Source organism: Amaricoccus tamworthensis, assembly GCF_049800875.1.
Taxonomy (GTDB): domain Bacteria; phylum Pseudomonadota; class Alphaproteobacteria; order Rhodobacterales; family Rhodobacteraceae; genus Amaricoccus; species Amaricoccus tamworthensis.
Genome location: NZ_JBNAFV010000007.1, coordinates 101,505 through 126,451, shown reverse-complemented (window position 1 = coordinate 126,451; position 24,947 = coordinate 101,505). Strand labels below are relative to the sequence as shown.

Here is a 24,947-nt window from a genome sequence, read left to right as displayed (position 1 = left end):
TTCACCGGGGGCGGTCTGGTTTCATTGTTAAGGAGGCCGGCTCGCTGGACATTCGCTCTCTCGTGACTCAAACGCGGTCAAGCCCCCGGACTGTACGCCTTTTCGAGCCCTCTGACTTCCGGCTCTTCGGAGCCGGGGTCAACCGCCAGGAAGCAGCCGTTCGTCGAGAGGGTAAACCGACATGGTGTCAAAGCCGTCTTCGGTCACCACGCCCTGCTCCTCCAGCTTAACCATGTGATCGCCGCCAACCTCTCCCACCAGCGCCTCGACGCAGAGCGTCAGGCCGGGTTCGAGCACCGCGTCGAAGGCGCCCTCGACCAGACGGTCGGGGTAGGCGATCAGCGGCCACTCGTCGCACATCCCAACCCCATGCATCGGAGAGGAATATTTGAGTGCGTCATATTTGTCCTGAAGCACATGCAGCGAACGGGTCAGCTCCTCCATGTGAAGGCCCGGCCGAAGCAACCCCGTATTGTAGCGGATGTGCTCCACCGCTTCCGTAAAGCTCTCACGCATGTGGGCAGGTGCCAGATCGTCTCCGATCCACCACGTGCGGCTGAGGTCCGCACAGAGGCCATAGGGTGCGATCAGATCGGTGTCGAAGGCGAGAATCTCATTCTCTGAAATGATCCGCGGGCCGCATTCCTGAAACCACGGATTGGTGCGTGGCCCCGAGGTGAGCAGCCGTGTTTCGATCCACTCGCCGCCGCGCCTGATATTCTCGGCATGAAGCACGGCCCAGACGTCGTCCTCGGTCACACCACCCTTGGGGATTTCCGTGCGAGCGAAGTCTTCCATCGCGGCCATGGCGCGCTCGCAGGAGTAGATGGCACAGCGCATGGCGCGCAGCTCGTGCTCCGTCTTGATGCCCCGCGTGCGCTCGGTCACCTCTTCGCCGTCGCGACATTCCAGACCCGCGCGGCGGATCGCATCGAGCCCCGCGGGCTGGATTTTGTCGATCCCGATCCGTGTATGACCGGGCGCGTGGCTGGCCAGAAGGTCCGCCACCTCGGCGGCAAAGGCGTCGGCGGCCGGGCCGATCCGGTCGCCACGGGCGAAGTAGAACATGTCCGCACCGGACCGGCTCTCACGGACGAGCGGGTTGTATTCGGCGAGGAAGGGCGCGTTCCTGTAGTCCCAGAGCACCATGTAGCCGTCGGCGCAGAGCAGGCAGGCACGGAACGGATTATGGGTGTTCCACAGCTGCATATTGGTGGTGTCGGTCGCGTAGCGGATGTTCAGGGGATCGAACATCAGAAGACCGCCATAGCCGCGGGCCACAACGGCGTCGGTCAGGCGCTGGTGCCTGGTCCTGCGCATCTCGGCCAGGTCCGGCAGGACAAGCCCTGCCTCGCGCCATTCAGCAAGAGCCAGCGCCGTCGGCCCGATCTCGACCCGGTCACCGTCATTTACCGTCCCGTCGCCAAGGCGGGCGCCCTGGCAAGGGTCGATCCTGCGTTGATCCCTGTAATGGGTGTTCGGTTCCTGCTTCATTTCATCCCCACGCAAGCGTCCGACCTCATCGCGATAAAACGACCCTTTCGTCACAGGGCGATTTTCCGAAGTGCTGTTTGTATCGTTTGGAAAACAGGCTCTGCGTTGAGAAACCGCAGGCCGTGGCAACATCGATAGCCCGCATTGGTGTTTGCTGAAGAAGGGTCCGTGCTCTTTCGAGTCTCAGGGTCATCATGTAGGTCTTCGGGCTGACCCCCAGGTAGCGTCTGAACAGTCTTTCAAGTTGTCGCGTGGATATTCCAACCTGGCTGGCAATGATGGACGGTGAAACCGGCTCGTCCAGGTATTCCTGTATATTCGCAATCGCTTTGGATAACTTTTCGTTTCTGTTTTTCATGCCGGACAGGCTGGAATTGCTCTGACGGCAGTGCCCGTCGCGCACGGACCCGCACAGGAGTTGATCCGCGACCCTGTCGGAGGTTTCAGGGCCTGCCTTTTGGCGGATCAATTCCAAAAAAAGATCAAGCGTGGCGGCGCCTCCGCCACAGGACACGATATCGGAGGTCATTTCAAAAACCGTGCAGGCCGGGTCGAGGTTCAGATAACGTTCCTCGAAGACCGGTTTCATTTTCCAATGCGCACTGATGCGGCCTTCGCTGGCTATACCAATGCGGGCGAGAAACAGGGCACCGCCTCCCACACCGCACAGCCGTGCGCCCTGTCGCGCCGCTCGGCGTAACCAGGCCACGGCCTTTCCGGACCTGTGATGGATCTGCGAATTAAAGGCGCAGAAGACAACTACGAATTCACCGCGCTGAACCTCAGGTAACGCACCATCTACCGCCACTGTAAGACCGGATGAGGATGCGACGCTGTCGCCCGTTTCACTCGCTGTTTCCCATTGAAACAGCTCCCGGCCCAGAGTTTCGTTGGCCGCGGCCAGTGAATCGGTTCCCGAACCCAGTTCGAGCGCGGAAAATCCGGGCATCAGTAGGAATACGAAACGGTTCGCTTCAACCGGCGCGCAGGACACCGCTTTCATGCCTCTTTCCGGTCGCGCCATAATTCCCATCCCCTGTCACGAACGCATGTTCGCGCCGTTGGCGTCGTAGATTGGCCCTGAGAGAACCTGAGCGTCGTAGAAGTTGCCCAAAATTTCCACCTGGAGCGTCGTTCCCGGCGTTGCGAACTCGGCTACGACGTAACCCATTGCCATCGACTTGCCGACATGGTGCGCATAGCCGCCCGAGCTTACGTAGCCGACCGGTTCACCATCTTTCAGGATCGCCTCATCATGGGCGACGTCGATCCCATCGACGTCGATGGTCATTGTCACCAGCTTCTGCGACACACCTTCATCGCGCGCCTTCAGCGTTGCCTCTTTGCCGACAAAGTCCTTTTTCCAGTTGATGAAGACATCCATCCCGGATTCGACCGCGTTGAAATCCGGGCGGTATTCCATAGTCCAGACACCCCAACCCTTTTCGAGCCGCATCGACAGCAGCGCACGCGCGCCATACCAGCAAAAGCCCAGATCAGCACCGGCCCCTTCGATGGCGTCTGCAAGGCGTATCAAGTATTGCGGCTTGCAGTAAATCTCATAGCCCAACTCGCCGGAGAAGCTGATCCGGTTGAGGGTCACCGGCACCCCGCCAACAAACGTCTGCCGCACGTCGCGGAACCTGAAGGCTTCGTTGGACACATCGTCGCGTGTGATCCGAGCCAGCAGCTCCCGCGATTTCGGGCCGGACAGGGCGATGCCGTGCCAGTCGTCCGAAACATTGGCGTAGGCAACGCCGGCGGGCAGGTCTTTTTCGAACCAGCGGCGGTGCGCCTCCTGCATGGCCCCCGACCCGAACAGCATGAAATGATCCTCGGCGAGGCAAGCCACCGACAGATCGCCGTAAAGCTTGCCTTTGGGCGTAAGCATCGGTGTCAGCGTCAGGCGTCCAGGCTTGGGTATGTATCCCGCAAGGATGTGGTTCAGGAAATCGCGCGCACCCGCGCCCTTGAATTCGTGCTTGGCGAAGTTGGCGATCTCGATACCACCGACTGCTTCGCGCACGGCCTTGATTTCCCGCGCCACATAGTCATGCGACCGGTTGCGTTCAAAGGTTGGAACTTCATGCGCGTCGTTGGGGCCATCCGCAAACCAGAGCACGTGTTCGAGGCCGAAGCTCTGATCCATCACCGCACCTTTGGCGATCATGCGATCATAGAGCGCGGTCGTTTTTTGCTTGCGGCCTTTGGGCAGGGTTTCATTCGGGAAGGTCATGACGAAGCGGCGTTCGTAGTTTTCCGACGATTTGATCGTGCCCCAGTCAGGTGTCGCGAACTCACCAAAACGCGCGACATCCATCGCCCACACATCAATCGATGGCTCCTCGTCGATCAACCATTCCGCAAGTGTCAGGCCCACGCCGCCGCCCTGGCAAAAGCCCGCCATGACGCCAACGGCTACCCAATAGTTCCTCATACCTGGAACGGGACCGATTAGCGGATTGCCATCCGGGCCAAAGGTAAAGGGACCGTTGATCACATCCTTGATCCCGGCATTGGCCATGGCAGGAAGACGCTCGAAAGCGGTTTCCAGGCGATCCGCCACGCGATCAAGATCCGGCGGCAGCAATTCGTGACCGAAATCCCATGGAGTGCCGCCGATCTTCCAGGGGGTTGCCTGGGCTTCATAGGTGCCCAGCAACATGCCCTGACCTTCCTGACGACAGTATACATTGGCCTCGAAGTCGATGCCATGTGGCAGTTGCCGGCCGAAGTTTATCACCTCATCCATCCGCTCGGTAATAAGGTAATGATGCTCCATCGGTTGTACGGGTAGATGGACACCCGCCATGTGGCCCACCTCACGCGCCCACAGACCGCCGCAGTTCACCACATACTCAGCATTGATCATGCCTTTGGGCGTGACGATGTCCCAGCTGCCGTTGGGGCGCTGCTTCATACCGGTGACACCACAATGGGTGAAATACCGGGCTCCGTGGACCCTCGCGGCTTTGGCAAACGCGTAGGTCGTCCCGGACGGGTCCAGATGGCCGTCTTGTGCGTCCCACAGAACCGCATGATAGTGATCCGGATCTATCAGCGGGTGACGCTCGGCCAATTCCCTGGGGGAAATGAATTCCTGATCCAACCCCATGTAACGCGCTTTGGACCGCTCACCTTTCAGGAAGTCATACCATTCCCGCGTGGATGCAGCATAAAACCCACCTGTCTGATGCAGGCCAACCGACTGACCGGAAAGTTCCTCGATCTCCCTGTAGAGATTGATCGTATAGGATTGCAGCCGTGAGATGTTCGGATCCGAACTGATGGTGTGAATGCCCCCCGCCGCATGCCATGAGGAGCCGGATGTCAGCTCGTTCCTTTCCAGCAGCACCGCATCTTTCCAGCCGAATTTGGCCAGATGGAACAGGATGGAGCAGCCGACAACACCGCCACCAATGACTACGACTTTGGCGTGTGACGGCAATTTTCTTCCGCCTGTAAACTCATCGGTCTGAATGGTCGGCATGTCCCGGTATTCCTCAAGTCACCATGTCACGGCGCATCTCAAAAATCAGTGGCCGCGCCACCCTCGGCCTTTCGCCTGGTGACAAAGGCATCAAGCTCCTCTCGAATCGCAGGGTCGAGCGGCGGCGCCTCGTAGGCGGCAAGACGGTTTTTCCATTCCGCGTTTGCCCGTTCGATCGCGATCGGCGATCCGGCCTCGGACCAGGTTTCGAAATTCCGCCAGTCGCTCAGAATCGGGGAATAAAATGCGTCGCGGTATCGCGCCTGGGTGTGATCAGTGCCAAAGAAATGACCCGCCGGTCCGACCTCATTGATTGCGTCCAGCGCCAGATCGTCCCGACCGGTCGAAACCGGCTGAAGGAACTCGGAAACCATCTGCAGAAGGTCTATATCAAGCATGATCTTCTCATAAGAGCAGCACAGTCCTCCTTCGAGCCATCCCGCTCCGTGCATGAGCATGTTGGCGCCCCCATTGATGGCGCCCCAAAGGGAGAAGACCGCCTCATAGGCCGCCTGCGCATCCACCGTATTGGCGGCACACACATTTGAGGAGCGATAGGGAATGCCATAGCGCCGCGCCAACTGCCCGCCGATATGCTGGGCTTTCATGTATTCCGGCGTGCCGAAGGCCGGCGATCCGGTTTTCATGTCCACATTGGAAGTAAAGCCTCCATAGACGACCGGTGCGCCCGGCTGGACCATTTGGCTCAGGGACACGGCCGCCAGGGCTTCGGCATTTTGTAGCGTCACTGCACCTGCAATCGTAATCGGCGCCATCGCCCCTGCCAGCGTAAACGGCGTGATGACAACAGGCTGACCCATTTCAGCCATGGCCATCACGCCCTGCATCATCGGAATGTCGAGTTGGAGCGGAGAGTTCGTATTAATGATCGAAAACACGCAGGCCCGGTCACGCAACTCTTCGCGGGTCAGTCCATGGGCAATCCGTGTCATCTCCATTGCATCCGAAACGCGCTCCTCCCCAAGCGAGTAGATGCAGTAGGCCTTGTCGGTCAGAGTGATGTAATCCTGAATGCAGTCCAGATGCCGGATCGAGGCGTGAATATCCACGGGCTCCACCGGATAACCGCCCGTGACGTGGAGGACATTGTGCATCTGGGCCAGGCGCAGGAAATTGCGGTAATCCTCCCGGTTTCCCGCGCGCCTGCCCTGGTCGGTATCCGAACAGTTCGGCGCGCTCGCCATCATGTTGAAGACAACGCTGTTCCCGCCCATGGTGACGGTATGCCGAGGATTTCTGGCATGCAGCGTGAACTCCGACGGCACGGTTGCAATCACTTCGACGATTAGAGCGGGGTCAAAACGCACACGCGGTTCACCCTCCCTGACGTCGGCCCCCGCCTTTTTCATAATGGCGCGGGCTCCCTGATGCAGCACATCCAGACCAGTTTCCGAAAGCAGTTTCAGGGATGCCTGGTGTATGTATTCGACCTGGTCCTCAGAAATCAGAGTGACCGGCGGATAGGGCAGTGCAAGCCGTCTGAACGGACGCTGCACGAGTGCCGGAGCGGATACTCCATTCTGACGGCGACGCCCACGCCGTCCATGCGCCACCTGCACCATCTGGTCATTGGCCATACGAAGACCCTTTCACTACGGAGGAGTTGCCTCGACCCGCATAAGTTGACCCGGCTCCGCCCGCGTCATCCAATACCGCCGCGTGAGAGCTGTTACACTCGCCCCTGAAATGATTCATGGAACCGACGCCTTTCCTATTGGGAACTGCCAGATCAGATCTGTGACCAGTTTTTCGATTGAGACAAATGACCATTAGGAACGCTCATTCATTTTTGTAATGGCTATTGCAGGGCAGTGGACTAAAATGCATGATGATCGCATCCGGGAGAACAGTGCTCCATGACCTTAAAAAACTCTCCCAGCCTCACCTCGCTTCGGGCGTTTTCGGTTGTCGGCGACTGCCTGAGCGTCACGGCCGCGGCGGGGCAGCTTGGAGTCACCCAAAGCGCTGTCAGCAGACAGATCAGGGCGCTGGAAGACTCGCTGGATTTCAGGCTCTTCCACCGCGTCGGAAACAGCATCGCGCTTACTCCGGAAGGCCGGGCCTTTCACCAACGGATCTTCGCGACCTTCGGCCTTCTGGAAGATGCGGTGAACGATGCGACCGGGTCTTTCCGGCGTCAAAAGATAAACCTGTTGGCGCCCCCTACGTTGGCTTCACGGTGGTTGTCCCGGCGTCTGTCGAAATACCCTTTGCGGTTCCCAGGTGTCGAACTGGCCGTCCACACCGGGCCACGGCCCAACATCCATATGGACTGCGTTATCCGGTTCGGTTCGCATCCGGCGCCAGGAACGGACCATGTTCAGTTGTTCGTCGAACAGCATGTCGCCGTCTGCTCCCGTGAGCTTTTCGAGGACCGGGAAGCCATGCGCAACGGCTGCCTTTTACACGTTTTCGACAAGGGTGTCCGCTTCCCGCTGTGGGAGGACTGGCAGGCCCTCGAGCCAAATCACCCGGACCTGCCCACCGGGGCATCCATGGAATTTGCGTCACTTGAGCTCGCCATACAGGCTGCCAAAAACTCGGTCGGCGTCGCCGTGGTGGATCGTAACATGATCGAATATGAGCTCGACGCTGGCAGCCTGGTTCAGATCTCGCCCACAATGGTGGAAGGCCCTAACGGCTACTGGCTGGAAATTTCGACTGAACAACAGGCCAAGGCCCGCTCCGTACGGTTTTTTCGCTGGCTCAACAACATGGCGGGCGGAACGCCAGGCATGTTTCAACAGTAGACCAAATCTCGATGAGGAGGTCGTTCGGACTTGGGGCCGGATACACCGGCACCGGAAGGCGTTGGACGTGAACGGGAATGTGCGCGACATCCTCCTCGAGGTCAGGACTCATTGATTTTCGACTGGATCACGACTCACGGATCGAAAACGAACGGTGATCATGTCCGGGTCTATTCTGGGCTCAAGATGCGCAGATGGCGCGGATGGCGCAGCTTGAGCCTCTCTTCTGGAAGTTTCACGGCAACCCGAGGCCACCGTTGATGGTCAACGCCGGTGGGCACAGGGCTATCGTTTGTCGCCCGGTTTCGTTTGAGCGGACTTCGGCGCCGCTATTGCCGTTAGCGTAGTGTCTGCCGCCCGCCGTCCGAGCGCCTCGACATTCTCGAGCCCCTGAACGAACGGGTTGTGCTTTGAAAGCACCGGAATCGCGGCGCAGGTGATTTTTGATTCCGAACAACAATCGTAAGTGACGCGCAGGGACTCTGGATCGAAAATGCCGCCTTGTGACAGGCTGGGAACGCTGAGGTCGGCAAGCGACAAAGCAGCCTGACCCCGCGCATCTATCAGATGATCGAATTCGTAAACGGCCACAGTTTCGTAGAGAAACTATAGCGCCTTCAACCGCTCGATATCTTGAACAATATTGTCGAATGCCTCGCGCGGTAGTGCGGCCCTTTCGGCGGTGCCGGGTGCCGGTGATGTCTGGGACAGCAGGTGGAGAAGACGTGGGAGCGGCCAGGTCTCAGGTGGCATGCGACGCCAGAGCAGCATGTTGCAGACCTCATCGGCGACTTTCGCGCCCGCGGTGCCGGCGACGGCCGCGCAATGCGCGATGATGTCTTCGCTGTAATGCAGCAAGATACGCTGCGCTTCGGCGATCAGCGTTCGCTGAGACCGGGTCAGCCGGACATGCAGTTGCGGCAAAGCCGACTGCGAAACAGAGAATGGTTCCATTTTCATGTGAGGACCCCCTCGGGTTGTGGTGCGCCAGAATGGCGGACCGTCAAGCCGCCCGGACCTGCCGGGCGGGGAGCGTAGGCGGGAGCCTGCGAGGATGATCCTGTCCGGTAAAACTTCACCGGGCAGTGACGGATGTTTCAGCCAAGTGCGGCGACTGCAGTGGACGCGGCGCGCAAATCGTGAATCCGCGCGATAAAATCGCGCATTTCACGAAGTGGTTGGGACGCTATGGCCAGGGCTTCAGCTTCCGGCAGCATCTCGCTCGCCGGGACGTCCATGAAGCTTTCATTTCCATTCTCATCCCAAGCTGGATGGGTTTCCCATCCGTGCACCGTATGTTCTTCGATTTTCCGATCGATATCGGCAATGACGCCGGCAAAGCTTTCGAAAAAGAAAGTTTCGAAGATTCTGCGCTCCTTGGCCAAACGTGCGAGAAGATTTGGTTCCTCTGTCGATTTCCCGCCAAGTGCGGTAGCGATCTGTCCGTCGAGCAGATCTCCCAAGTGAGGGCTCCGAAGTAATAGTTGGCCTGCGCCCCCAGCATCTGTCGGTGCGTGCAGGAGATTCTCCGGTCAAGGTCGACATTCGGGAGCGGATGGGCGGAGTCGCTTACGATTATCTGAACACTCCCACAGGTGAACGCATCGTTGTCGAGACCAGGGGCGATGAGGCAATCGCGGAAGAGACCGGAGTGCTGGTTGATTTTGATCCGGCGGACGCGATGCATCTTTGATGCCGGCTCTGAAAATAGGCTGCGCTAAGCGGATCGGCCTACGGCGGTCTTTCCTGTCCATGTCAGTTTACTATTGGCGCGGACGGCTCCGTTTCCAATCGGGCCCTACGTACCGTCAGGCACACTTGGCATTTTTGGTTTCAGGACATGTGCAAAGTAGGCATCCGTGATACTCGCGGCTCCAGGGCGTCGGTCCAGGTGATCTGGCCTGGCTCCAGCACAATCCCATAATGTGCCAGCGACCGGGCCACAGCCTGACGGGCTGCTGAACCGGCCATTGATGCCGCTGCATCTGGTTTAGCTATGGACCAGTCCACAAGATTTCTTACGGCCTGATCCAAGCGCAGCGCCGACCCGGCAAGATCGGCGCCTGTGGGCTGCACAACACGTCCGTCGTCAAGCAGCCGCACCTGCATGCCGCCAAAACCGTAGGTTCCCGGCGGCATGCCCGCGGCCACCACCGCGTCACTCACCAGAATGCAATTCTCAGGCCGTTTCAGCGCGATCAAAGCCCGCAATGCTTCACGTGGGATATGGACACCATCAGCGATCAGACACGCCGCCACCCGTGGTTCAGCCAGTTGTGCCAGCAGGGTATTATCCAGCTTTGGCAAAACCTGGGGCAATCCGTTACCCAGATGGGTGGACAGGCTCAGCCCCGCATCCGCTGCCGCACGCATGGTTTCAAAGCCGGCTGCCGAATGCCCGACCGCCAGTGTCTTGCCTGCATCAACCCATTGTCGGATCGTCGCAACCGCACCGTTACGCTCCGGTGCCACCGTCAATAGTAGAATGGGCCTGGACAGGGTTGCTTCAATCCTGCTCAGAAATACCATGTCGGGATCGGTCATTTTGGCGGCGGGATGACAGCCATGATAGCCTTCTCCCGCGTTCAAAAATGGCCCCTCCAGGTGATAGCCTGGCACCATCACCGGACCCAGCCGACTATCCCGCACCGCCGCATCCAGAGCGGCAAACCGAACACTCAATTCATTGAGGTTGGCCGTAATGAGCGTGGGCAGGCATCCGGTGACCCCGTCCCGAAGCATTGCTTCCAAAGCAGTGTCCAGACGGTCGGCCGTAAGCCCTGCGTCGTTGAAATCAACCCCGGCGTAACCGTTTACCTGAAGATCGAAGAGCCCCTCGCTTTGCACGCGCCGCCCTCAATCAGTATGTGGCTTGAGAAGCCCTGCGGCTGCCGGATCCATATGTACGGTTACCGCTTCATGTGTCTGTAGGATCGACGCAGGCGCAATGTTGGTCACCGGCCCCTCCAGCGCGGCTTTCACCGCCTTCGCTTTCCGTTCATCGGGGATCGTCAAAATGATGTTCCGGGATTTTAGGATCTGATGCACGGACATGGACACCGCCTGCGCCGGGACATCCTCAAACGTGGGGAACCAGCCCTCGCCAAACTGCTGCTGACGACACACCTCGTCGAGGGTCACAACCAGGTACGGCACCTCAGTCTCAAAATCAGCGGGGGGATCGTTGAACGCAAGATGACAGTTCTCGCCAACGCCGGCAAAACAAACGGCAATATCCTCAGCCGCAATTCGCCCGTTCAGGCGTGCAATCTCGGCGTCCAGATCGTCCGCGTCCCCATCGACGGCAACGAACTCTCCCAGGTCCGCGACTTTCTCCACAAAACGGGATTTCAGATAACCGCGAAAACTGGCGGGATGACTTTCCGGGAGACCGACATATTCATCCAAGTGATAGGCGGTGACCCTGTTCCAGTCGACATCCTCCTGAACCAGGTGTTCAAGCATCTCAAACTGGCTGGCCCCGGTCGCGACAATCACCGCTGCTCGCCCATCCCGGGCAATGGCTTCACGGATGATCGCGGCACCCTCCCGGGCTGCGGCACGCCCCATGGCCTGTTTGTCCTTATGCACGGTCGTTTTCATTTTGATGCCTTTTGAACGGTACTGTTTTGAATAAAAGGTCTGATAGGAAGCAAACTGTCAAGGCATAAGCCAGTCGAGGAAACTTTTTTGAACAAAGATGTTTAAATATGTTGACGTAGTGCCGAATGCGGGCTTTGCTGAGAAAAAATCAACCACGACCAACAGGAGCTACCATCATGAAACTACGCCACGCACTGTTCGGCCTTATGGCCTGTGCGGCCGTCCTGCCGGTTGCGGCTACGGCCCAAACGGTCATGCGACTGGCCGAAAACCAACCCGACTCAAACCCTGTCACCGTCGCCATGTATCGCTTCGCCGACCTTGTGAAGGAATATACAAACGGAGAGATTGAGGTTCAGGTGTTTTCCGGCGCACAGCTCGGACAGGAACCGGAAACCATCGAACAGGCCCAGGCGGGGATCATCGACTTTACCCGTGTGAACTCGGTAGGTCTGGCCAATGTCAGCCCCTCGATGGGCGCGTTCACGCTGCCGTATGTCTTTGCGGGATGGGATCACAAATACAAAGTTCTTGATGGCGACATTGGCGCCGAGGTTCTGGCGGATCTTGAGGATGTGGGCCTTAAGGGCTTCGCCTACATGGATGCCGGTGCGCGGTCCTTCTACACTGTTGAAGGCACAACCATTGAGAGCATCGACGACCTCAAGGGCCTGAAAATCCGGGTTCAGCCCGCACCCATTTCGATCCGTATGATGGAGCTTCTGGGCGCTGTCCCTACGCCGATGAACTATGGCGAGGTCTATTCCTCACTTCAGACCGGCGTAATCGACGGGGCTGAGAACGATTTCGTCAGCTACCATACCTCCGCCCACTACGAGGTTGCGCCGAACTACGTGGTCGATGCCCATCTTAGCCCGCCAGCGCTGATCCTGATGAACAAGGCCCGTTTCGACAGCCTGTCGCCGGAACTGCAGGAGGCCGTGACCAAAGCCGCCGTGGAGGCCTCTCTTTATGAGCGTGAAATCATGCGTGAAGCCAACGAGCAGGCCCGGGATACCGTGATTGAGGGCGGCTCCACCGTCACAGAGATCGACAACGGCCCATTCCAGGAAGCCGTGCAGCCGATTTATGAGGAGTTCCCCGACCTTATGCCGCTTCTCGAGCGCATCCAGGCCGCGAAATAGACGGGGCTCAAGACCATGATGTGGCGCGGCCGTCTGGCCCAATTGATTGATGGGCTTAACCGACTGGCCGCGTTCGCCTGCCACGGGCTGCTCGTGGCGATCACAACCGTTACCGTGGCGCAGGTTTTCCTGCGCTTCGTACTCAACAGCCCGACCAGCTGGTCCGAGGAAATCGCCCTGCTGTTCCTGATCTGGTTCGGCCTTCTGGCCGTCGCCGTGGGGATACGCCGTCACGAGCACGTGGCGATTACCTGGCTCCGCGATCAAATGCCTCTACCCGTGGCGCTTGCGCTTGACTATGCGGCGCAGCTGGCGATGGCGGGTTTCATGTTCACCGTCATGTATTTCGGCCGCGATCTCATTGCGTTGACCGGCGTACAGGTACTTCCCGCGACCGGCCTGCCAAAGTCCCTCCTGTATTTCCCCGCCATCGTCGGTGGCCTCCTTGGCATCACCAACGCAATCGCCAACGTAATCCTGCGCGACGTCACCCTGACAGACCACCACGACCATCCGGAGACGCAGCATGTCGGTTGACTGGATAGGCATTCTGCTGCTGCTCGGCGGCTTCCTTGGTTTGATGCTGTTGAGGGTGCCTATTGCTTTCGCGCTCGGCCTTGCCTCTCTTGCCACGGCCTTGCATCTGGGCCTGCCTCTGCTACTGGTGGCACAGCGCATGATCAACGGCCTGAACTCGTTTACTTTTCTCGCGGTGCCGTTCTTCATCCTGGTCGGCAACATCATGACCGAAGGCGGCATCTCCGACAAACTCGTCAAACTCGCAGATGTCCTGGTCGGCCGGATGCGCGGCGGACTTGCTCAGGGCAATGTGGTCGCCAGCACGATGTTTGGCGGGATATCCGGCTCATCCGTGGCCGATGTCGCCTCAATCGGATCGTTTCTGATCCCTGCCATGAACAAAAGCGGATATCCCGCAGGATATTCGGTTGCCGTCACCATCACTTCGTCGGTGCAGGGCGTCCTCATTCCACCGAGTCAGAACATGATCTTTTATGCCTTGGCTGCAGGCGGACTTCCGATCTCCACACTCTTTTTGGCAGGTTACATACCCGGCCTGATGCTGGGTCTGTCACTCATGCTGATCTGCGCGGTCATGGCAAAGCGGCACCACCATCCCAAAGGCGAGCGATATTCGCTCCGGGGCGGATTGGTCGCTCTCGCTGACGCTGCCATCGGACTGTTCACCATCGTCATCATCATCGGCGGCATCCTGTCGGGCGTGTTCACCGCCACCGAGTCCGCAGCCATCGCAGTGATCTATGCACTCTGCGTCACGCTGTTCTGGTATCGCAGCCTAAGTCTGCCCGCGATCTCCCGGATTTTCTCCACGACCCTGACCACGCTGGCGATGGTCACCGCGATCATCATGACCTCGTCGGTCTTCGGGTTCCTCCTGTCCTATCTCAGGATCCCTGCGTTGCTCGCCGAGGGTATTTTCCACATCTCCGAAAACAAACTTTTCGTACTTCTTGCAATCAATGTGCTGCTTCTGGTGCTTGGGATGCTGATGGATATGGGTGTACTGATTCTGCTGCTGACACCGATCCTCCTGCCCATCGTGACCAAAGTCGGCGTCGACCCGATCCATTTCGGCGTCATGATGATCCTGAACCTCGGCATCGGCCTATGCACACCTCCGGTAGGCACTTCGCTCCTGGTCGGGTGCGGTATTGCTCGAATACGCCTGAGCCAGGCCACACGCTACATGTGGCTGTTCTACTTGGCCATGATTGTGGTCCTTCTTCTGGTTACATATATCCCGGCCCTCACAATGACCCTTCCAGCCCTGATGGAATAAGGCATCGCCTATGGATACCGGACGAACCGATGACCTGATCGCAATAGCGTCGCTGGTCCGCGCGGGCAAAGCCACGAGCCGCGGTGAAATCGGCCGCCAGCTCGGGCTGCGCTCGACCACCGTCTCCGAACTGGTCGGTCAACTGGCCAGTCGCGAGGTCCTGCTCGAAAACACGACGCGGGGCAGGGGCAAGGGACGGCCGGCGGCGGTTCTTTCCTTCAACCCGCTGCGACTGGGCGCAGTGTTTATCACTGTGCTTGACCAGTCCCTGGTGGCAAGTGCCGTCGATCTGGATCTTCGGGTCCTGGGTCAGGTTTCAACCGCGCCTCCGCCTGAGACCGACAATGGCGCAATGGCCAGGGCCATTCAGCTGCTTGTTCAGGAAGCGCAAGCATTTTTTCCGCCCCAGGTGGAGTTGAGTGCAGTTGTGTGCTCGATGTCCGGGCTCCTGGACGTTGGTCGCAAAACCTGGTGTGTGACAGCCAGGTGGCCAAAGGTTCGTAACGTGGATCTTGGTGCCGCACTCGACAGTTTCAGATGTTCTATCTGGTTGATCCGCAATTTGGATGCTGAGCTGGCCGGGGTGCGGCACAAGGAAAACCACGGCGTGGAAGAGACTGCTCTTATGTTGCACTGGGGCTACGGCATTGGTGCCGCCTATTCGGCAGGCGGCGATGTCGTTAACCGGACGAGGGGCCGCTTCTGTGAGATCGGCCACTGGGGTCTCGGAAACGGTCGCGGTTTGCGGTGCAGTTGCGGCAATACCGACTGTCTTGAAACCGTGGCGGCACTTTGGTCAATCCGTACGCAACTTTGCCGGGAAATTCCCGGGCTACCCAACAGCGAGCACGGCATAGGAGGACATCTGCGTCAACTCGACCTGTCGACCTCACCGACCCTCCAGGAAGCACTGGAAGAAGTCCTGCGCGTCACCGCGAACCTGTGCCGGCTGCTCTTTCCTGACCGGGTCATACTGACAGGACCGTTCGTGCAAAACCCGGAGGTCTTCAGCCGTTTCGTCCAAACACTCGAGGTCGCTCCAATTCTCCGCTCACTCGACAAGGTTCAGGTCTCGGTCAGCAACGGCGGCCAAACCGAGGAACTCGCCGGAGCCGTGCGTACACCACTGGCGTCCGAACTGCGACGAATAGTCAGCTCCTGAGCTTGGCAACGGGGCGAATTCCAGCGGTCACCGAATGAGACCGTATGCCCGCGAACAAGTGTGCTTTGATCGTACTGCAAACAGGTCAAAACGGCTGCTGCTAACAACGTAACGATAGTTGTCAGTTGCATCTGTCTGTCTTTTTATACTTCTTTGGAACGAACCTTTTGGCCTCGCAGCAGTCGAAGCGATGTCCTGTGGCGTACCTTTGGCCGCATTCGATGCGGGGCCGTGTCGGAAGTGGTCGGCAAGGGCGGTGTCATCGTTGACGAGGGTGATGTTGCCGGGCTTGCCGCCGCAGCGCTACGAGCCGCGTGCATGGATCGTCGTGAAGTTCGGCGCTTGGCAGTCAGCCGCTTCGGTCTGGATAAAATGATCGACCGCTACGAAGAGCTTTATCGTCTTTGTATTGCGGGACAGGACAGCCCGGCTACCGAAGTGGATTTCCCGTCAATCGAACTTCCAGCCTCGGATTGTGTGCTGCCGCTTGAAACCAAATAATCGCTGTTTCTGGCCAGAAAAAAGTTAACAGGGTTAGGCCGCCAACCAAAAGCCTGGAGGCTCGTGGAAACCCGATAAGACTGTCTCCGAAGGTCGTCGTTAGGTCATGGCGCCCGCGGCACCAGTCAACCAACGGTTATGAGTCCCGGCCCCGGTTCTCCGCTTTCGGCGGTTAGCCCGTGTGGTCAAGCAATCTGAATGAATACATACCTTTTTTAACATAAGTATCATTATTGGTGCAATTTGTGGACACTGGGCTAATTACAGTATCCGTTACGATCGCACACACGATTGATCCGCCGCCGGTCGGCCGACTTGACCCGCCATCATCACTCTGCGCCTATCATCCCGCGCGTGGCGCTCAGCGCCTCGGGCAAAAACGCGAGGGACCATCAAATGCGCTTTTCCTCGCCATCCAGACCAACGCTCGGGCCGGCGGTGCCCAGAACCCGCCGCCCGCCGGGTGGCGAAGCCTCGCTCGCAGGCCGGGCCGGGACGAAGCAGCCTATTATTGCAACGCGTCCTCGCCCGGGGGTGAAACAATGAGATGGCGCGCATTGCGGGTGTGAACCGTGCTCTCGATATGGAATTCGAGCAGCTCGCTCAACAGCTCCTGTTTGACGCCGGTATGATCGGCATCGCTCCAGAGATTCACCCGCTCGCCGGGGTCGGCCACGAGATCGAAAAGCTGACCCTCGTCAGAGCCTCGGAAGTGCACCAGCTTGTGGGTCTTCGAACGAACCATGGTGAGGTAGCTCGCTCCGGTCATGTTCACGTCACCTGCCTGTTCACAGAACACGTGGCTCCGGCCCTCGAAGTCCGAGCCCTCCAGCGCCGGATTGAGGGAGATCGCCTCGAAGCTCGGATCGGGATCGACACCGGCCCACTCCAGGATAGTTGGGGCGAGATCGAAGAGTTGCACCATTTCCTCTACTTTCCGGCCACCTCCAAAACGGCCCGGTGCAGATACAATCATTGGTACGCGGGTCACCTGATCGTAGGGTGCCCACTTTTGGCTCAGCCCGTGATCGCCCAAATTATCGCCGTGATCGGAGGTAAATATGACGATGGTATTCTTCATATTTCCGCGCGCCTCAAGTGCATCGAGGATATTGCCCACCTGCGTGTCTATCATTTCCATGTTGGCGTAATAGTAGGCCCGCATTCGCTTCAGTTCCTCGGTCGCGGGTTTCAGTTTCCACGCAACGCTGTCGTGATCGACCTCCACGTCGTGCTGGCGCTTCTCAATCCAGGGGCCGGCCAGCGCTGCCAGTTCCTCGTCCGAGACCTCCGGCAGAGGCACGTCGCGGGCCATGTATTTCTCCGCCATCTCCGGCGTCGGATCGTAGGGCGGATGCGGTCCGGGAAAGCCCACCGTCAGGAAAAGCGGCTTCTCCACTGGCTTGGTCTCGAGCCACCATTTGGTGGTCTCGCCGATAAAGTTGTCCGATTGCAACGCGGGCGGCAGGTCCCAGGTGAAGGCGCCCAGCCGGTCCTTGTAGTCGGGGCGCTGGCGGTAGGTCTCGCGCTGCTGCTTCTTCAGCCCGTGGGAAGCGAGAGCCTTGTCCCACTCGTCGAAGAACCAGCGGCCCTCCATGTAGCGGTCCTTGTTCTCGACCACGTAGCGCTCGTGAAAACCGGCCTTCGCGTCATAGGGAATGGTGTGCATCTTGCCGATGTTCACGCAGTGGTAGCCAGCCTTCGCCAAATCGCTTATCCATGTCCTGCTCCAGGGCTGCCCGTTGGCGAGGACGCCGTTGGTGTGGGGATAGTAGCCGGTGAAGAGCGAGGCACGGCATGGCACGCAGGACGGCGCGGTAACGTGGCACTGTTCGAAGCTGACGCCGTTATTCACCAGCCGGTCGATGTTGGGGGTGTCCATATGCGATGCCCCGAGCGCGGCGATGGTGTCATAACGCTGCTGATCGGTGATGATGAAAACGATATCGGGCTTCTGTGCGGTCATTGAGGGCCTTCAGAGTTTGAGTTCGTAGAAACGGTCGGCCAGCACGTCGAGATGGCTCTGCATCGCGGTGCGGGCTGTATCGGAGGCGCCGCGCTCGATGGCGCGCAGGATCACGCGGTGGTCCTGGGCCGAACGGCGACGGTTGTCGGGGTGACGGGTCTGATCATACCAGAAAGCCCACATCTCGCTTTCCCGCATCCGCCAGAGGTGGGCGACGAACCCTGCCAGCACGTCGTTACCGGCGGCTTGGGCTATCAGGTCGTGAAAGCGGGCGTCCGCGGCATCGAAAGCCGCGACGTTTTCCACATTTGCGGCGAGTTCCTCGTTGGTCTGGGCCATTAACGCGATCTGTTCCGGCGTCGCATGGGCAGCGGCCAACGCCGCGGTCTCGCCCTCGACCAGCCGTCGGGCCGCCAGAACCGCAGAGGGAGGCGCGGCATCTGGCTCATACAGCGGCGTCGGCCCGCGCGCGGCGTCATCGCGCACGAAGACGCCGGAGCCCACACGAATCTCGATCATCTGCATGATCTCCAGCGCCAGCAACGCCTCACGCACTGTCGTGCGACTGACGTCGAGCACCTGGGCCAGTTCCCGCTCGGGCGGAAGACGTTCGCCGGATGCGTACTTGCCCTCCTCTATTTCACCGGCCAGATGGCGGGCGATCTCGAGGTACCGGCGGTTGCCCGTGGGCAGATTTAGAAAATTCATGACGCGTCCTCCGCTTGTTCGGCCCGCGCCCGTGCCCGGGCCCCAAGACGGGCGGCGACATAAGGCCAAACCACGGTCACCACTGCGAGAGCAAGGAAGAGCAGCGCGTAGGGACGAGCGAAAATCTCCAGCAAGTTGCCGTCAGACATCATCAGCGAAGCCCTAAGCTGCTCTTCGGCTATGGGCGACAGCACAAATCCGATGACAAATGGGCCGAGCGGCACGCGGCAATATTCGAGCCCCAGACCGATCACTCCGAAGCCAATCATCACCCAGACATCGACGAAGCTGGAGTTCACGGCATAGGAGCCGGTGACGCAGAAAACCAGAATCACCGCCATCAGCCCCGAGCGCGGAAGCTGTACGATGCGGGCAATGTGTCGCACCGCGCCCCACATGAGCATCAGCATCAAGACGTTTGCCACCAGATAGGCCGCGATGATGCCGTAGGCGATCTCAGGCGCGTTCTGGAACAACAGCGGCCCCGGCTGCAGGTTGTGGATGGTCAGCGCGCCAATCAGGATCGCCTCGGTCACGGAGCCGGGAATGCCCATGGTGATAAGCGGAATGAGCGCCCCGCCGATCGAAGCGTTGTTGGCGCTCTCGGCGGCCACCACCCCGGGCTCGTGGCCGGTGCCGAACTTCTCGGGCTCCTTCGAGAGCTGTTTTTCGGTGGAATAGCTGACAAGGGCAGCGATATTGGCGCCGATGCCCGGCAGGAGACCAATCCAGGTGCCGATGACCGAGCCGCGCACGAGCTTGAGTGCATAACCAAAATCGCGGCGGTAGATCGGCAGCGTGCGCTTGGGCATGTCCAATTGGCCGCTCTGCTGCGGCGTGGCCGCATCACGCAGGATCTGGCTGATCGCGAACGCACCGATCAGCACCGGAAGCAGGCCGAAGCCAGCCAGCAGCGAACTCGAGCCGAAGGTAAGCCGCGCCTGGCCGATCGAACTGTCGATCCCCGGCAAGGCAAAGGCCATGCCCAGAGCAGCCGCCATCAGTCCTTTTATCATCGAGCCCTGGCTCAGCACGGCCAGCATAACCAACGCCATCAGCACCAGCGTGAAATACTCCCACGGCCCGAACTGCAGGGCGAAGCGCGCAAGCGCCGGCGACATGCCGGCAAGGAAGCCCCAGGAGATGATGCCGCCCACGACCGAGGCCATGATGCCCAACGCCAGGGCCCGCTCGGCAAAACCGTTCTGTGCCATCGGGTAGCCGTCGAAGGTGGTGACGATGGACGCCGGTGTGCCCGGCATACGCAGCAGGATTGCGGTGATAAGACCGCCTGAGATACCGCCGACATACTCCCCAATCAACAGGGTGACGGCGCTCACCGGGTCCATATGGAAGGTCAGCGGCAACGTGAGCGCGATCAGCATCGAGGCGGTCAGCCCCGGAATCGCTCCCACAACAATGCCAAGCGCCGTGCCCACGAAGAGGAACAGAAGGTTCTGCCATTCGAAGAGGAGGAGGAAGGCGTCCAGCATCTGTCAGCCGATAGAGATGTAGAGAAACCGTTCGAGCACGGTCGAGATCGCCAGTGAGAGAACCAGGCCGAGAGCCGCGAAGACGAACAGGTTCACCCAGCTTCGCGCTCCGATGACCAGCCCGGTAGTTGTTACGAAGACCATGGTTGCGGGCACAAAGGGCACGTGGCCGATGTCCAGCGCGGCGACGTAGACAACCAACGCCGCGAAGACAAGCGCACCACGGCGCGGATCGGCGTGCGAGGTGACCTCGTCGCGCAGGGTGCCGGCGCGGATCCGCAGCACGGCACGCAGGCTCAGGACCACGGCGAAGCAAATCAGCAGCGCGCCCAGGATGCGCGGCAGCGCGGCTGACCCAAGAGGCTCAAAGCGCGGCGGCGGCAATTCGGCCGCACCGATGAAGAGCATTACCGATCCCGCCGCTACAAACGCGGCGAGGATGATGTCAGCGATGTTTTGGCGTGTCGCCTCGCGCATGGTGGGCTGCCTTCTGGCGAAGAATTGTCTGCTGGCGGGCGGAAAAGCCCGCCAGCGGGAGGATCAGTTGATAGTGGCAGCCACGGCCTGAAGTGCTTCGAGCTGCTTCCGGGCGTCGTCCATCGCTTCGTCGCCCGGCGTCCAGTAAGGCTGGAGGGTGTTGTTCTGGAAGTACTCGACGATTTCCGGGTCGTTGATCGCCACCTCCAGCGCCGCCGAGAGCGCCGCGACGTGCTCGTCGGGCGTCGAGGCGGGCGCGAGCCACCAGTTGGGATTGGCCCAGCTCACGTCGTAGCCCAACTCCATCGCGGTGGGCACGTCGGGCAGGTCCGGCAAACGCTCGCGGCCGAAGTAGACCAACGCCTTCAGCCCCTCGCCTTGCGCGATGTATTCAGAGGCCGCAAAAAGCGCGATATCGGCATTTCCGCCCAGCACCAGCCGCAGCCGGTCGGCGGCCGAGTTGGCGGTGACATAGCGTGTCTCGAAGCCCGCCTCATTAGCCAGCATGGCGCCCACGAAATGCGGGATGGTACCGATGCCCACGGCCTCGATCAGCCCACGCGGGTTTTCCTTAAGATGCGCGATCAGGTCCTCCAGCGTGTCAAATTCGCCGTCCTCGCGTACCACCCAGACCGGGCTACCGCCGCCGGTGTAGCCGATCGACTTGAAGTCCTCGAGGCCGAAATCGCCCAGATCCATCGCCATCGCGATCAGTGCCTGGTGGTGCCAGTGTACGATGGTATGGCCATCCCCGTCGCCACGGCGCATCCGGTTAACCGCGTTGGCCCCGGCCCCGCCATCCGCGTTGACCACCGCCATCGGCTGGCTCAGCAGCCCTTCTTCCTGGATTTTCTCTCCGATAAGCCGAGCCACCACGTCGGTCCTCCCGCCGGGCTTGAACGGCACGATCACCTCAATCGGCTTGGCCGGAAACTCTTGCGCCGCCACCTTGCCAACGCCAATTGGTCCAACCGGCACGACCAAAGCAGCAAAGCAGAGGCTGGCAATCAGCGCGATTCCCCTCGAGATCTTCGACATTTTAACCCTCCCTTACTTTATTCGCTTTAAAACTTGCGATATTGGACCAACCAATAAGAGATACGATCCGAATTGTCCAGACCAGTTGCGAAAATCTGCGACAAGCTCACCATTTTGCTGGTGATGACAGATCAGCACGCCCCCTTGGCGCCTGACTACGCGAGACCGCGCGCACTCCGCTATCAAGCAGTATCTGCGCTTCGCCAATATCCTTGTCCGCTTTAATTTCCGAATTATTCGCGAACGTCATCTGCCGTTCCATGAGGTCATCGCCGACACTTGGAGCAGCTGCTCCTTGATTTTAAATAGTACGGCGTAAGTCGCCGCCACTTTCACACGCTAAGGTTCGAGCAACATCTTAACCGAGGCAAACCGGCAATCAGTTTCGATGAAGAACTCGGTATCAAGGTGCCACAATACGCGGCAAGTCAGAGGGTTCAGAAGATTGCAGCGTTGCAATGCACAGAGTGCCATGCTGCATACCCTTTGCCAGCATCGTACCAAAGCCCTTCGCCACCGCACACGGGCGGGCTGCGGCCCGAAATGGCTTGTCAGGAACTCACGCTCCGTCCAGAGCCTGGCAACCTGTTTCTTCAGGGCCGCAATCTGCGTCAAATCTGCGCGTTGCTGTCCGTTGCCTTGAAGGACGCATGCAGAAGTTGCGATGGCTTGCCCGATCCAGCGGCACAGAACGCTTTCCGCAGCCTCGGGATCCCTGTTGGCCTCAACAACGGCGACGCTGCGTTCCCGCAGCAGCCCCATTGTCCCGATCTAAAACACTTTGCTGAAAGTCCTTCTCTTCATCGCCTGTCTCCAGTGTCGTGGTCACGATCCTGTCTTCCTGTACACGAAACCGACAGCAGGGACGTAACACCGACATTCAGTTTCATGTCCCCCACATTCCCCGTAGAGAGAGATCCATGAGCATCCCGACGGAACATGAATTCGATTTCGATCCGACCTACGGCTACGGACTTTCCGAACTCCTGGCGCTGAGGCCTCCGATGGCCCCAACGGGGTTCGATGCATTTTGGCGTGAACGTTATCTCGCCGCCCGCGAAGTCGATCCGAACCCACGCCTGAGCGCCAGTTCGCAAAGCAATCCAAACTGGCACGTAGAATCCATCACCTACACCTCGACCGGTGGTGTCCGGATTTGCGGCTGGCTCCTCCGGCCCAAACACGGACGGATCACCCGGGGACTGGTGGTCGGTCATGGATATGGCGGCCGTGGCGGGCCGGAGTTCGACATACCGGTGGACGACACGGCCATACTCTTCCCGTGTTCCCGGGGCCTCTCGCGCAGCGCCTGCCCGCCAATCCCCGCTGAAGCTGCCGGGCATGTTCTTCACAAGATTGGCGACCCGACGCGCTACATCCTCGGCGGCTGCGTCGATGATCTGTGGCTCGCGGTCTCGGCCCTGACAAAGCTTCATCCCGGGATCGAGGGCCATATCGGCTACATCGGGACAAGCTTTGGGGGCGGTATCGGTGCACTCGCGATCCCCCACGATCCGCGCATTACGCGCGGACACCTGATTGTACCGACGTTCGGCAACATGCCGCTGTGGTTGACCCTGCCCACCGTTGGAAGCGGCAATTCCGTGCAGAGATTTCTGAAAACCCATGGGCAAGCCCGCGCATCGCTCGCGTTTTTCGATGCCGCCATAGCCGCGACGCGTATCAGTGTGCCGATGTTGGTGGCGGTGGCGCGTTTTGATCCTGCCGTCGCGCCACCATGTCAGTTTACGGTAGCGAACGCGCTCAACCCCCCAGACCACCATGAGACCTTCGTTCTCGATGCCGGGCACTACGATTATCCCGGAATGAAAGAGCAGCATGTGCTGCTCGGGGACAGGGTGAGGAGTTTCCTGGAAGAGCTTTGAGGTTCCATTACTTCTGACGTTGGATAAAAGGATGGCCGGTGAGGCAGCCATTAGCAGGCTGTTCGTTATGGCAAATCGTTTACCCTGTCAGCATCGACGTCGAAAAGCAGGCCCGTCGTGAACCGCCAAGCTGCTTTCCTCCCAACGGCCAGAAAACTTGTCACGGCCGGTTGCTTGAAAGAAACTCCATGAACCACAACTGACAAACGACGCCTCACGAAACGACGGATACCGGGAGTTGACCAAATGGACCGCAGAGCCTTTCTTGCTGGCGGGACCGCCATACTCGGAGCCTCCGGCTGCGCGGGGGACCCCGACGTGACGCCGGCCCCCTCTTCGCGCGGCCAAACCATTGTTATCGACGGAGTTGCACTCCACTACGAACGCCTGGGCTCCGGCCCGCCTCTTGTGTTGATCCATGGGGCCAGCGGGAACCTGCGCGACTGGACGTATCAAGCCGCGGGGCGCTTCGCCGCGACCAACGACGTCATCGTATTCGACCGCCCCGGCCACGGGCTGAGCGGTGCTCCAGAAACCGGTGTTTCCAGTCTCTCCCTGCAGGCGGCCCTTATGCGCGCGGCGCTCGCGGACATGGGTGTCGACAGGGCCATTGTCACCGGCCACAGCTACGGCGGCTCGGTCGCACTTGCCTGGGCCCTCGACGCTCCGGACAGCGTCAACGGTCTCATGCTGCTCGCCGCCCCCAGCCACGAATGGCCCGGTGGCGTCGGCTTCACCAGCGAGCTTCTGGCCAATCCCGCACTGGGCCCGTTTGCCGCCCGAAGCGCGTCAGCACTGGTCACAGACGGTTTCGCCAGAAGGACCGTAAACGGAGTCTTCGAACCGCAGCAGGTACCCGTTGGCTATCTTGAACATCTCCGCCTCGACCTGATCCTGCAGCCATCGGCCCTGCGCGCCAATGCGCTCCAGCTCACCGCGCTTAAACAGCAGATCACCATGATGCAGACGCGTTACGGCGAACTCGCCATGCCCGTCGAGATCCTCCACGGCAACGCCGACGACACCGTATGGCTCAGCGTTCACTCCGAAGCACTCGCCCGCGAAACTCCGGTCGCCCGGCTGACAACCCTCGACGGCATCGGCCACATGCCCCACCACGCCGCTCTTCCGCAGGTTGAGGCGGCCCTGACCCGCCTCAATGGCTGATCTTGGCATCGGTGGCTCCAGGGTCCGGCTGGCTGTAGACCGGTTTCAATTCATGGCCCGTTGCCGCCGTTAAACCGCACCATTGAGTGTTGCTCCGCAGCCCATCGGACCGAACTTTCGATGCTACTGCAGCCCGGGGCTGGGTTGGACCGGGATTGTACGGACAGAGCAAGCTTTTGCTACAGGTGTGCAGGGTCTGCACCGCAATCCGGCTTTCGCACCGGGCC

General features: G+C 59.8%; 22 protein-coding genes and 1 pseudogene. 10 read left to right on the top strand and 13 right to left on the bottom strand.

Annotation, left to right across the window (positions count from 1 at the left end; all coding sequences use genetic code 11):
* Positions 1-138: 138 nt before the first annotated feature.
* From dddP to ACP15P_RS13225, 4 genes are read right to left on the bottom strand one after another with little or no spacing between them, the layout of a single operon-like run.
* Positions 139-1,494, bottom strand: coding sequence for a dimethylsulfonioproprionate lyase DddP (gene dddP / locus ACP15P_RS13240; protein ID WP_424928943.1), 1,356 nt, complete (start codon positions 1,492-1,494; stop codon positions 139-141).
* A gap of 25 nt (positions 1,495-1,519) precedes the next feature.
* Positions 1,520-2,518: a GlxA family transcriptional regulator gene (locus tag ACP15P_RS13235; RefSeq protein WP_424928942.1), complete on the bottom strand. Its 999-nt coding sequence runs from the start codon at positions 2,516-2,518 to the stop codon at positions 1,520-1,522.
* 15 nt (positions 2,519-2,533) lie between these two features.
* The gene (locus tag ACP15P_RS13230) at positions 2,534-4,984 is read right to left on the bottom strand and encodes a GcvT family protein (protein WP_424928941.1); all 2,451 of its coding nucleotides are present in this window, start codon (positions 4,982-4,984) and stop codon (positions 2,534-2,536) included.
* Between the two features lie 38 nt (positions 4,985-5,022).
* Entirely contained in the window at positions 5,023-6,582 is a 1,560-nt protein-coding gene (locus ACP15P_RS13225) for a trimethylamine methyltransferase family protein (RefSeq protein WP_424928940.1), read from the bottom strand.
* A gap of 279 nt (positions 6,583-6,861) precedes the next feature.
* Here ACP15P_RS13225 and ACP15P_RS13220 point away from each other — a divergent pair, with 279 nt between their 5' ends.
* Positions 6,862-7,755, top strand: coding sequence for a LysR family transcriptional regulator (locus ACP15P_RS13220; protein ID WP_424928939.1), 894 nt, complete (start codon positions 6,862-6,864; stop codon positions 7,753-7,755).
* A gap of 606 nt (positions 7,756-8,361) precedes the next feature.
* Here the strand turns inward: ACP15P_RS13220 and ACP15P_RS13215 are convergent.
* Together ACP15P_RS13215 and ACP15P_RS13210 are read right to left on the bottom strand one after the other, a co-directional pair.
* On the bottom strand, positions 8,362-8,715 hold the full coding sequence (locus ACP15P_RS13215; protein ID WP_424928938.1) for a hypothetical protein: 354 nt from the start codon (positions 8,713-8,715) through the stop codon (positions 8,362-8,364).
* 137 nt (positions 8,716-8,852) lie between these two features.
* The gene (locus tag ACP15P_RS13210) at positions 8,853-9,218 is read right to left on the bottom strand and encodes a hypothetical protein (RefSeq protein WP_424928937.1); all 366 of its coding nucleotides are present in this window, start codon (positions 9,216-9,218) and stop codon (positions 8,853-8,855) included.
* A 47-nt stretch (positions 9,219-9,265) separates the two neighbouring features.
* Here ACP15P_RS13210 and ACP15P_RS13205 point away from each other — a divergent pair, with 47 nt between their 5' ends.
* Positions 9,266-9,448, top strand: coding sequence for a hypothetical protein (locus ACP15P_RS13205; protein ID WP_424928936.1), 183 nt, complete (start codon positions 9,266-9,268; stop codon positions 9,446-9,448).
* A gap of 140 nt (positions 9,449-9,588) precedes the next feature.
* Here ACP15P_RS13205 and ACP15P_RS13200 read toward each other — a convergent pair whose 3' ends face one another.
* Both ACP15P_RS13200 and ACP15P_RS13195 read right to left on the bottom strand, forming a co-directional pair.
* On the bottom strand, positions 9,589-10,602 hold the full coding sequence (locus tag ACP15P_RS13200; RefSeq protein ID WP_424928935.1) for an N-acetylglucosamine-6-phosphate deacetylase: 1,014 nt from the start codon (positions 10,600-10,602) through the stop codon (positions 9,589-9,591).
* Positions 10,603-10,611: 9 nt separating this feature from the next.
* Complete coding sequence (locus ACP15P_RS13195; RefSeq protein WP_424928934.1) at positions 10,612-11,358, bottom strand: glucosamine-6-phosphate deaminase; 747 nt, start codon at positions 11,356-11,358, stop codon at positions 10,612-10,614.
* Between the two features lie 176 nt (positions 11,359-11,534).
* Here ACP15P_RS13195 and ACP15P_RS13190 point away from each other — a divergent pair, with 176 nt between their 5' ends.
* The 6 genes and pseudogenes from ACP15P_RS13190 to ACP15P_RS13165 all read left to right on the top strand — a co-directional run bounded on the left by ACP15P_RS13190 (position 11,535) and on the right by ACP15P_RS13165 (position 15,985).
* Complete coding sequence (locus ACP15P_RS13190; protein WP_424928933.1) at positions 11,535-12,503, top strand: TRAP transporter substrate-binding protein; 969 nt, start codon at positions 11,535-11,537, stop codon at positions 12,501-12,503.
* A gap of 15 nt (positions 12,504-12,518) precedes the next feature.
* Positions 12,519-13,040 (top strand): TRAP transporter small permease, encoded by a 522-nt coding sequence (locus ACP15P_RS13185; protein ID WP_424928932.1) that lies wholly within the window; start codon positions 12,519-12,521, stop codon positions 13,038-13,040.
* Positions 13,030-14,322, top strand: coding sequence for a TRAP transporter large permease (locus ACP15P_RS13180; protein ID WP_424928931.1), 1,293 nt, complete (start codon positions 13,030-13,032; stop codon positions 14,320-14,322). Before ACP15P_RS13185 ends, ACP15P_RS13180 begins: the two co-directional genes overlap by 11 nt.
* 10 nt (positions 14,323-14,332) lie before the next feature.
* Complete coding sequence (locus ACP15P_RS13175) at positions 14,333-15,484, top strand: ROK family protein (RefSeq protein ID WP_424928930.1); 1,152 nt, start codon at positions 14,333-14,335, stop codon at positions 15,482-15,484.
* A gap of 118 nt (positions 15,485-15,602) precedes the next feature.
* A pseudogene (locus tag ACP15P_RS13170) lies at positions 15,603-15,680 on the top strand (hypothetical protein); the annotation flags it as partial.
* A 35-nt stretch (positions 15,681-15,715) separates the two neighbouring features.
* On the top strand, positions 15,716-15,985 hold the full coding sequence (locus tag ACP15P_RS13165) for a hypothetical protein (RefSeq protein ID WP_424928983.1): 270 nt from the start codon (positions 15,716-15,718) through the stop codon (positions 15,983-15,985).
* 508 nt (positions 15,986-16,493) lie between these two features.
* Here ACP15P_RS13165 and ACP15P_RS13160 read toward each other — a convergent pair.
* The 5 genes from ACP15P_RS13160 to ACP15P_RS13140 form a co-directional block, all read right to left on the bottom strand.
* A complete protein-coding gene (locus tag ACP15P_RS13160) occupies positions 16,494-17,951 on the bottom strand; it encodes a sulfatase family protein (RefSeq protein ID WP_424928929.1) in 1,458 nt (485 codons plus the stop codon).
* A 9-nt stretch (positions 17,952-17,960) separates the two neighbouring features.
* The gene (locus ACP15P_RS13155) at positions 17,961-18,659 is read right to left on the bottom strand and encodes a FadR/GntR family transcriptional regulator (RefSeq protein WP_424928928.1); all 699 of its coding nucleotides are present in this window, start codon (positions 18,657-18,659) and stop codon (positions 17,961-17,963) included.
* On the bottom strand, positions 18,656-20,152 hold the full coding sequence (locus tag ACP15P_RS13150; RefSeq protein WP_424928927.1) for a tripartite tricarboxylate transporter permease: 1,497 nt from the start codon (positions 20,150-20,152) through the stop codon (positions 18,656-18,658). Before ACP15P_RS13150 ends, ACP15P_RS13155 begins: the two co-directional genes overlap by 4 nt.
* Positions 20,153-20,155: 3 nt before the next feature.
* Positions 20,156-20,629 carry a tripartite tricarboxylate transporter TctB family protein gene (locus ACP15P_RS13145; RefSeq protein WP_424928926.1) on the bottom strand — a complete coding sequence of 158 codons (474 nt, stop codon included), beginning with the start codon at positions 20,627-20,629 and terminating at the stop codon, positions 20,156-20,158.
* 63 nt (positions 20,630-20,692) lie between these two features.
* On the bottom strand, positions 20,693-21,667 hold the full coding sequence (locus ACP15P_RS13140) for a Bug family tripartite tricarboxylate transporter substrate binding protein (protein WP_424928925.1): 975 nt from the start codon (positions 21,665-21,667) through the stop codon (positions 20,693-20,695).
* 920 nt (positions 21,668-22,587) lie between these two features.
* Between ACP15P_RS13140 and ACP15P_RS13135 the strand changes: the two genes are divergently transcribed.
* Both ACP15P_RS13135 and ACP15P_RS13130 read left to right on the top strand, forming a co-directional pair.
* Positions 22,588-23,553: an acetylxylan esterase gene (locus tag ACP15P_RS13135; protein WP_424928924.1), complete on the top strand. Its 966-nt coding sequence runs from the start codon at positions 22,588-22,590 to the stop codon at positions 23,551-23,553.
* A 246-nt stretch (positions 23,554-23,799) separates the two neighbouring features.
* A complete protein-coding gene (locus ACP15P_RS13130; RefSeq protein WP_424928923.1) occupies positions 23,800-24,720 on the top strand; it encodes an alpha/beta fold hydrolase in 921 nt (306 codons plus the stop codon).
* Positions 24,721-24,947: the final 227 nt, after the last annotated feature.

Coding starts and splice junctions, on each gene's coding strand:
- ACP15P_RS13195 (WP_424928934.1), bottom strand. CDS start 11,358: ATGAAAACGACCGTGCATAAGGACAAACAGGCCATGGGGCGTGCCGCA.
- ACP15P_RS13230 (WP_424928941.1), bottom strand. CDS start 4,984: ATGCCGACCATTCAGACCGATGAGTTTACAGGCGGAAGAAAATTGCCG.
- ACP15P_RS13160 (WP_424928929.1), bottom strand. CDS start 17,951: ATGACCGCACAGAAGCCCGATATCGTTTTCATCATCACCGATCAGCAG.
- ACP15P_RS13135 (WP_424928924.1), top strand. CDS start 22,588: ATGAGCATCCCGACGGAACATGAATTCGATTTCGATCCGACCTACGGC.
- ACP15P_RS13155 (WP_424928928.1), bottom strand. CDS start 18,659: ATGAATTTTCTAAATCTGCCCACGGGCAACCGCCGGTACCTCGAGATC.
- ACP15P_RS13225 (WP_424928940.1), bottom strand. CDS start 6,582: ATGGCCAATGACCAGATGGTGCAGGTGGCGCATGGACGGCGTGGGCGT.
- ACP15P_RS13185 (WP_424928932.1), top strand. CDS start 12,519: ATGATGTGGCGCGGCCGTCTGGCCCAATTGATTGATGGGCTTAACCGA.
- ACP15P_RS13145 (WP_424928926.1), bottom strand. CDS start 20,629: ATGCGCGAGGCGACACGCCAAAACATCGCTGACATCATCCTCGCCGCG.
- ACP15P_RS13215 (WP_424928938.1), bottom strand. CDS start 8,715: ATGAAAATGGAACCATTCTCTGTTTCGCAGTCGGCTTTGCCGCAACTG.
- ACP15P_RS13140 (WP_424928925.1), bottom strand. CDS start 21,667: ATGTCGAAGATCTCGAGGGGAATCGCGCTGATTGCCAGCCTCTGCTTT.
- ACP15P_RS13130 (WP_424928923.1), top strand. CDS start 23,800: ATGGACCGCAGAGCCTTTCTTGCTGGCGGGACCGCCATACTCGGAGCC.
- ACP15P_RS13180 (WP_424928931.1), top strand. CDS start 13,030: ATGTCGGTTGACTGGATAGGCATTCTGCTGCTGCTCGGCGGCTTCCTT.
- ACP15P_RS13220 (WP_424928939.1), top strand. CDS start 6,862: ATGACCTTAAAAAACTCTCCCAGCCTCACCTCGCTTCGGGCGTTTTCG.
- ACP15P_RS13190 (WP_424928933.1), top strand. CDS start 11,535: ATGAAACTACGCCACGCACTGTTCGGCCTTATGGCCTGTGCGGCCGTC.
- ACP15P_RS13150 (WP_424928927.1), bottom strand. CDS start 20,152: ATGCTGGACGCCTTCCTCCTCCTCTTCGAATGGCAGAACCTTCTGTTC.
- ACP15P_RS13175 (WP_424928930.1), top strand. CDS start 14,333: ATGGATACCGGACGAACCGATGACCTGATCGCAATAGCGTCGCTGGTC.
- dddP (WP_424928943.1), bottom strand. CDS start 1,494: ATGAAGCAGGAACCGAACACCCATTACAGGGATCAACGCAGGATCGAC.
- ACP15P_RS13235 (WP_424928942.1), bottom strand. CDS start 2,518: ATGGCGCGACCGGAAAGAGGCATGAAAGCGGTGTCCTGCGCGCCGGTT.